This is a genomic window from Arhodomonas sp. KWT, from assembly GCF_010993615.1.
The window spans coordinates 54,818-61,227 of record NZ_WNXE01000006.1; the positions used below are offsets into that span (position 1 = coordinate 54,818).

The 6,410-nt window shown below is 71.4% G+C and carries 6 protein-coding genes and 1 pseudogene; 3 read left to right on the forward strand and 4 right to left on the reverse strand.

Features of this window, described 5'->3' with window-relative positions:
- Window positions 1–72 (reverse strand): annotated as a pseudogene (locus G7A99_RS25900) (cell envelope biogenesis protein OmpA); the annotation flags it as partial.
- Between the two features lie 175 nt (window positions 73–247).
- Between G7A99_RS25900 and G7A99_RS02805 the strand changes: the two are divergent.
- Entirely contained in the window at window positions 248–847 is a 600-nt protein-coding gene (locus G7A99_RS02805) for a GNAT family N-acetyltransferase (protein WP_163138796.1), read from the forward strand.
- Between the two features lie 49 nt (window positions 848–896).
- Here the strand turns inward: G7A99_RS02805 and G7A99_RS02810 are convergent, their stop codons facing one another.
- A complete protein-coding gene (locus tag G7A99_RS02810) occupies window positions 897–1,916 on the reverse strand; it encodes a class I fructose-bisphosphate aldolase (protein ID WP_163138797.1) in 1,020 nt (339 codons plus the stop codon).
- A gap of 195 nt (window positions 1,917–2,111) precedes the next feature.
- Between G7A99_RS02810 and G7A99_RS02815 the strand changes: the two genes are divergently transcribed.
- On the forward strand, window positions 2,112–3,752 hold the full coding sequence (locus G7A99_RS02815) for an acyl-CoA synthetase (RefSeq protein ID WP_163138798.1): 1,641 nt from the start codon (window positions 2,112–2,114) through the stop codon (window positions 3,750–3,752).
- Window positions 3,753–3,823: 71 nt separating this feature from the next.
- Entirely contained in the window at window positions 3,824–4,492 is a 669-nt protein-coding gene (locus G7A99_RS02820) for a rhomboid family intramembrane serine protease (protein ID WP_018718934.1), read from the forward strand.
- 15 nt (window positions 4,493–4,507) lie between these two features.
- On the opposite strand, the gene G7A99_RS02825 is transcribed toward G7A99_RS02820, so the two are convergent.
- Both G7A99_RS02825 and G7A99_RS02830 read right to left on the reverse strand, forming a co-directional pair.
- Window positions 4,508–5,023, reverse strand: coding sequence for a methylated-DNA--[protein]-cysteine S-methyltransferase (locus G7A99_RS02825; protein WP_163138799.1), 516 nt, complete (start codon window positions 5,021–5,023; stop codon window positions 4,508–4,510).
- Between the two features lie 5 nt (window positions 5,024–5,028).
- Window positions 5,029–6,410 (reverse strand): DNA-3-methyladenine glycosylase 2 (locus G7A99_RS02830; RefSeq protein ID WP_240466074.1); only part of this gene is annotated, 1,382 nt, incomplete at its 5' end.

The window sequence follows — 6,410 nt, forward strand, 5'->3', positions numbered from 1 at the left end:
CGTGTATGGATCGGTGGTCTGGCAGCCGGCGAGCAGGGTGGCGGTCAGCAGTGCGAAGGCACCGGCTCTCATGGAAACGGAACGCATGGGTAGGTTCTCCCGTTCTGGTTGTCGAGGCGTGGCGGGCGTCGCCCGCCCGGACCTCTGGTATACTGTTTTTTGCGATGCAGCAAAAGCGCCGCCACGCCACAAGCGCGGCCGGCCCCTTGCGTGCGCATCGTCCGCACCAACACAGCGGGTATGCAACGTGAACGACGAATCGAACACCATCGACGGCCAGCCCGTCGTCATTCGGCGACTGCTCTGGCAGGAGCGCGGCGCGCTGGCCGCGCACCTGGAGCGACTCTCGGAGACCGATCGCTATCTGCGCTTCGGTGGCCGTGTCAACGATGCCTCTCTCATCGAATACGCCAACCGCAGCGACTGGCTGCAGCGCACCGTCTTCGGCGCCTTCGTCGGCGGTGATCTGCGTGCCGCCGGCGAGTGCCAGATCCTCGCCCGGGACTGGCCCCGGCAGGCCGAGCTGGCCTTCAGTGTCGAGGCGCCGGTGCAGGGCCGGGGCATTGGCACGCAGCTGTTCCAGCGCCTGATCACCTTCGCGCGCAACCGCCGGATCCGGCGTGTCTATCTCACGACGCTGCGCCACAACCGGCCTATGCGCCAGATCGCGCGGAAGTTCGGTATGACCCTGTGCAGCTGCGAGGACGAGGTGGAGGGGCGTATGGAGCTGATCGCACCCACGCCGGTATCGTTCTGGGACGAGGCGCTGGAAGAGGGCGGGGCCTGGTTCTGGACCGCGTGGAACGAGGCGGTGAGCGCCGGTATGCGGGAAGCAGGATCACGCTGACGGCGGTGGCCGGCGCACCGGGGAGTATCCCGGCGCGCCGGCCACCGGCTTATGCCGCTTCCATGTCTGCCGAATAGCTGCCGCGGCGGGCCTCGCCGTTGAGCCGGGCGCGCTGGTAGAAGGCCTGCTGGGCGGCCCCGATGCGGTCGCTGTGGCCGCGCCAGGCCTGCTGTGCGGGCTCCTGGAGGGCCCGGCCGTAGGAGAACGTCAGTGACCAGGGGCTGGCACCCCCGGCGGCGTTGATGGCGTTGAGGTTGGCGGTCGCCTCTGCCGGGGTCTGGCCGCCGGAGAGGAAGGCGATCGCCGGTACCGCCGCCGGCACCGTCCGCCTCAGCACCTGCAGGGTGTGCTCGGCCACGGCCTCGGGCGCCAGGCGCTCGCGCTCCTTGCCAGGCAGGATCATGTTGGGCTTGAGCACCATGTGCTCGAGGCTCACGCCGTAGCGGTAGAGCGCGTCGAAGACGCTACGGTGCACCCACTCGGTGATCGCCGCGCAGCGCTCCACGCCGTGATCGCCGTCCATGAGGACCTCCGGCTCCACGATCGGCACCATGCCGGCGGCCTGCACGAGTGCGGCGTAGCGGGCCATGACCTCGGCGTTGGCCGATACCGCCAGCGGTGTCGGGTTGTGTCCGCCGATGGTGTAGGTGTTGCGCCACTTGGTGAAGCGCGCGCCCTGTTCACGGAAGCCGGCGAGGCGCTCGGGCAGGCCGTCCAGGCCCTGGGTGATCTTGTCGCCGGGGGCGTTGACCAGATCGATGGTGCCCTTGTCGACCTTGATCCCGGGGACGATCCCCGAGGCCTCGCAGACCTCCGGCAGGGTGCGGCCGTCGTCGGCGCGCTGGCCGAGGGTCTCCTCGAAGAAGATCACTCCCCCGATGTAGTCCTCCACCCCCGGGGTGGACACCAGCAGGGAGCGGTAGGTGCGCCGGTTCTCCTCGGTGGATTCCACGTCGATGGCCTTGAAGCGCTTGGCGATGGTGCCGAAGCTCTCGTCCGCGGCAAGGATGCCCTTGCCGGGTGCGGCCATGCGCTCGATGGTCTCAGCGAGCTCGGTGTAGTCGGTCATGGGGACTCCAACCTCCGGGGTCTGGACGGGCGCGGGCGCGGCGGGCGCCCGCGGCAGTGTTTAAAGGTCTTTCGCGCTCGCTTATGGTACGACGGGTACCGGGCGCACCGGAAAACCGGTCGCCCGCGCGCACGGGCCGTATATCCTAATCAACGCGGGCCCGGGCGGCCACCGTCATCACAGGAGGAGAGAGCGATGCTCGCGAGCGCGTCCAGCTACGAGGCGCAGTGCCGGGCATTCCGCTGGCGGATACCGGCGGAATACAACATCGGTGTCGATGTGCTTGATCGCCACGCCGATGCCACCCCGCAGCACACGGCCATCATCCACGACCTCGGCGACGGCGGCGCCGAGCACTGGAGCTTCGAGCGCCTGCGCGCGGATTCCAACCGGCTTGCCAATGCCTTCGCCGGGCTCGGTCTGCAGCGCGGTGACCGGGTCGGCCTGCTGCTCTCCCAGCGCCCGGAGACGGTGGTCGCCCACACCGCCGTCTACCGTCTCGGCGGTATCGCGGTCCCGCTGTTCACCCTGTTCGGCCCCGACGCGCTGGCCTACCGCCTCGGCGACTGCGGGGCGCGGGTGCTGGTGACGGACGCCGCCTGTGCCGAGACGGTGGCGGCGCTGCGCGAGCGGCTGCCGGCACTGGAGACGGTGATCGTCGTCGGCGGCGACGCGCCGGCGGGGATGCACGCCTGGCGGACGCTGCTCGACGGGGCCTCGGCGGCGTTCACTCCGGTGACCACCCGGGCCGAGGATCCGGCGGTGATCATCTACACCTCGGGCACCACCGGCCAGCCCAAGGGGGCGCTTCACGCCCACCGGGTGCTGCTCGGCCATCTGCCGGGGGTGGAGCAGCCCCACGAGGGCTTCCCCCAGCCCGGGGACTGTTTCTGGACGCCGGCGGACTGGGCCTGGATCGGCGGCTTGCTGGACGTGCTGCTGCCCTCGCTGCACCACGGGGTACCGGTGGTCGCCCACCGGGCGCGGCGTTTCGACCCGGAGGCGGCCTTCGCCCTGATCGCCCGCCATGGGGTGCGCAATGCCTTCCTGCCGCCCACCGCGCTCAAGCTCATGCGCCAGGTCCCCGACGCCGCCGAGCGTTTCGGCCGGCACCTGCGCTCGGTGGGCAGCGGTGGCGAGAGCCTCGGTTCGGAGCTGCTGGACTGGGGCCGGGAGACCCTGGGGGTGACGATCAACGAGTTCTACGGCCAGACCGAGTGCAACCTCATAGTCGCCAACCGGGCGGGGCTGATGCCGTTGCGCCCGGGGTCCATGGGGCGCGCCGTGCCGGGCCACCGGGTGGCGGTGATCGACGAGGCGGGCAACGAGCTGCCCGCGGGGGAGGTGGGGGCGATCGCCGTGCACGCCCCGGACCCGGTGATGTTCCTCGGCTATTGGAACCGGTCCGAGGCCACCACGGAGAAGTTCCGCGGCGAGTGGCTGGTCACCGGCGACACCGGCTGCGTGGACGAGGACGGCTACTTCCGTTTCGTCGGCCGGGACGACGACGTCATCACCTCCGCGGGCTACCGCATCGGTCCAGGGGAGGTGGAGGATTGCCTGATGCACCATCCCTCTGTGGCGATGGCGGCGGTGGTGGGCAGCCCGGACCCGCTGCGCACCCAGGTGGTGAAGGCGTTTGTCGTGCCCGCCGAGGGGGTGACCGGCGACGAGGCGCTGGCAGAGTCGATCCGGCAGTTCGTGCGCGAGCGCCTCGCCGCCCACGAGTATCCGCGGGAGGTGGAGTTCGTCGCCGAGCTGCCCATGACCACCACCGGCAAGATCATCCGCCGGGAGCTGCGCGAGCGCGAGCAGCGGCGCAAGGGCGGCGGCTGAGGCGCGTGCACCGGTGCAGCCGGGGGCGCTATGATGCGCGCACCATATACGTCCCGCTGCCTGGAGTACCGATGCTACAACGTGACACCAGTCTGCCTCCGGCGGTCTTCGCGCTGCTGGTCGTGAACGCGCTCGTGTTCGGCGCCGAGCAGCTCATCGGCATGACGGCGGCGGATCAGCTCGCTCTCTGGCCCCTGGGTACGCCGGACGTCGCGCGCACCGCCACCGGGCTGATGCGCGTGCCGGACTTCGCGGTCTGGCAGCTGGTGACGTACGGCTTCCTCCACGGCGGGCTGTTCCACCTGTTCGTCAATATGTTCGCGCTGTGGATGTTCGGCACGCCCATCGAGCGGACCCTGGGCACGCGGGCGTTCACGAGCTACTACTTCGTCTGCCTCGTCGGTGCCGGGCTGATCCAGCTCGTGGTCGCGACCATGGCCGCCGGCAACGGCATGATCTATCCCACCGTCGGCGCCTCCGGCGCGGTGTTCGGCATCCTGCTGGCCTTCGGCATGTTCTTCCCCAACCAGCAGGTCATCCTCATCTTCCCGCCCATCCCCATGAAGGCGAAGTACTTCGTCATCCTCTACGGCGCCTTCGAGCTCTTCGCGGGGGTGACCAACACCTTCTCCGGCGTGGCCCACTTCGCGCATCTCGGCGGCATGGCCTTCGGATTCGTCATGATCCTCTACTGGCGGGGCCGGCTGCCGATCAAGCCGCGCCGCCGCCTCAACCTCTAGGGCAACGCCCCGGGCTCACAGCAGCTCGGCCTGGGCGTCGGCGACCACGGCGCGGAAGCGCCGTTCGTGGGCGAGCAGCCAGCGCTTGCGCTCCAGTCCGCCGCCGTAGCCGGTCAGGCTGCCGTCCGCGCCGATCACCCGGTGGCAGGGGATGATCACGGCGATGGGGTTGCGGTTGTTCGCCAGTCCCACCGCACGGGCCGCCCCCGGCGTGCCCAGGCGCCGGGCGACGTCGCCGTAGCTCGCCGTTTCGCCGTAGGGAATCGCCAGCAGCGCGTCCCATACCCGGCGCTGGAACGCCGTGCCCGCCGGGGCAAGCGCCAGGTCGAAGCCCTCGCGGTCGCCGGCGAAGTAGGCGTTGAGCTGGGCCCGGACCTCGGTGAAGGCGGTGTCGTCACGCTGCCAGCCCGCCGCCGGGTCCGGGCGCGGATCGCCGGGATCGCGCAGGTCCAGGTGTGTGAGCGCGTATCCGTCGCCAGCGAGCAGGAGCTCGCCGATGGGGCTGTCCATCAGGGTGTAGCGCAGGGTCATGGTCCTTATCCTCCGCTGGCGCTTCGGTGCCAGAGATGCATGGCGGCGTAGGCGCGCCACGGGCGCCACGCCAGGGTGCCGGCGCGGACGTCGGCGGGACGCTCCGCGCCGACCGCGCGGCGCAGGGCGAGGTCGCTCTCGGGGAAGGCGTCCGGGTCCGCCAGCGCCCGCATGGCGACGTACTGGCTGGTCCACGGACCGATCCCGGGGATCGCGGTGAGCGCCGCGGTGGTTGCCTCCAGGGTGGCGGTGGGGGCGAGGGAGACGGCATCGTCGGCCACGGCCCGGGCAAGGGCCTGGATCGTGCCGGCGCGCCGGCTCGGCAGGCCGCAGTCGATGATCGACTGCAGCGGCGCCTCGGCAAGGGTCCGGGGCGTGGGGAAGAGCCGGTTCAGGTCCGGCCACGGCGTCCCTGTCGGTGCGCCGAAGCGCTCGATGAGCCGGGTGAAGACCGTGGTCGCCGCCCGTACCGCGATCTGCTGGCCGATCACCGTGCGCACCGCGATCTCGAAGCCGTCGATCGCGCCCGGGACGCGCAGGCCGGGGGCGGCGGCGACGGCGTCCGCGAGGCGCGGATCGCCGCTGAGGTGGGCGTCGATCACGCCGGGCGTGGCGTCCAGGTCGAAGAGGTGGCGCAGGCGCGCGCGCAGCGGGGTGAGCACCGGCAGCAGCGAGGGCGCCACCGAGATCCGGACCACCGGGCGGCGCGGGTCGTTGACCGCCTCGATCCATCCCGTGTGTTCGCCGATGCGCACCGTGCGCCGGTAGTAGTGCACCCCGTCGGTCTGCTCCACCGCCGGGGCGCCGCGACCGCCGAGGAAGGTCACCAGCGGTGACCACGCCAGCGGCGGGCGGTAGCCGAGCTTGAGTGTGACGGCCTGCGGCTCGCCCGCCGGACGGCGGCGCCGCAGGGCACTCGGTGTCAGCCGGTAGCGGCTGCGGAAGAGGTGGTTGAAGCGCCGGACACTGCTGAAGCCGGCGGCGAAGGCGACGTCGGCGACGCGCATGGACGTGTCCGTGAGCAGCTGCTTGGCGAGCAGCAGCCGGCGCGTCTGTGCGAGCTCCACCGGCGTGACGCCGTAGGCCTGCTGGACGAGGCGGCGCAGCTGCCGCGCGCTCACGCCGAGCTCGGCGGCGAGGGCGTCCACGCCGCCGTCGGTCAGGGCCCCGGCCTCGATGCGTGCGACTGCGATGTCGGCGGTACGGCGCGGCGAGTCCAGCGGCGAGGCGCCCGGGGCAAGCTCGGGACGGCAGCGCAGGCAGGGCCGGAAGCCCGCCGCCTCGGCGGCGGCCGCGTCCGCGAAGAAGCGGCTGTGTTCGCGCCGCGGCACCCGTACGGTACAGACCGGACGGCAGTAGATGCCGGTGGTGGACACACCGACGAAGA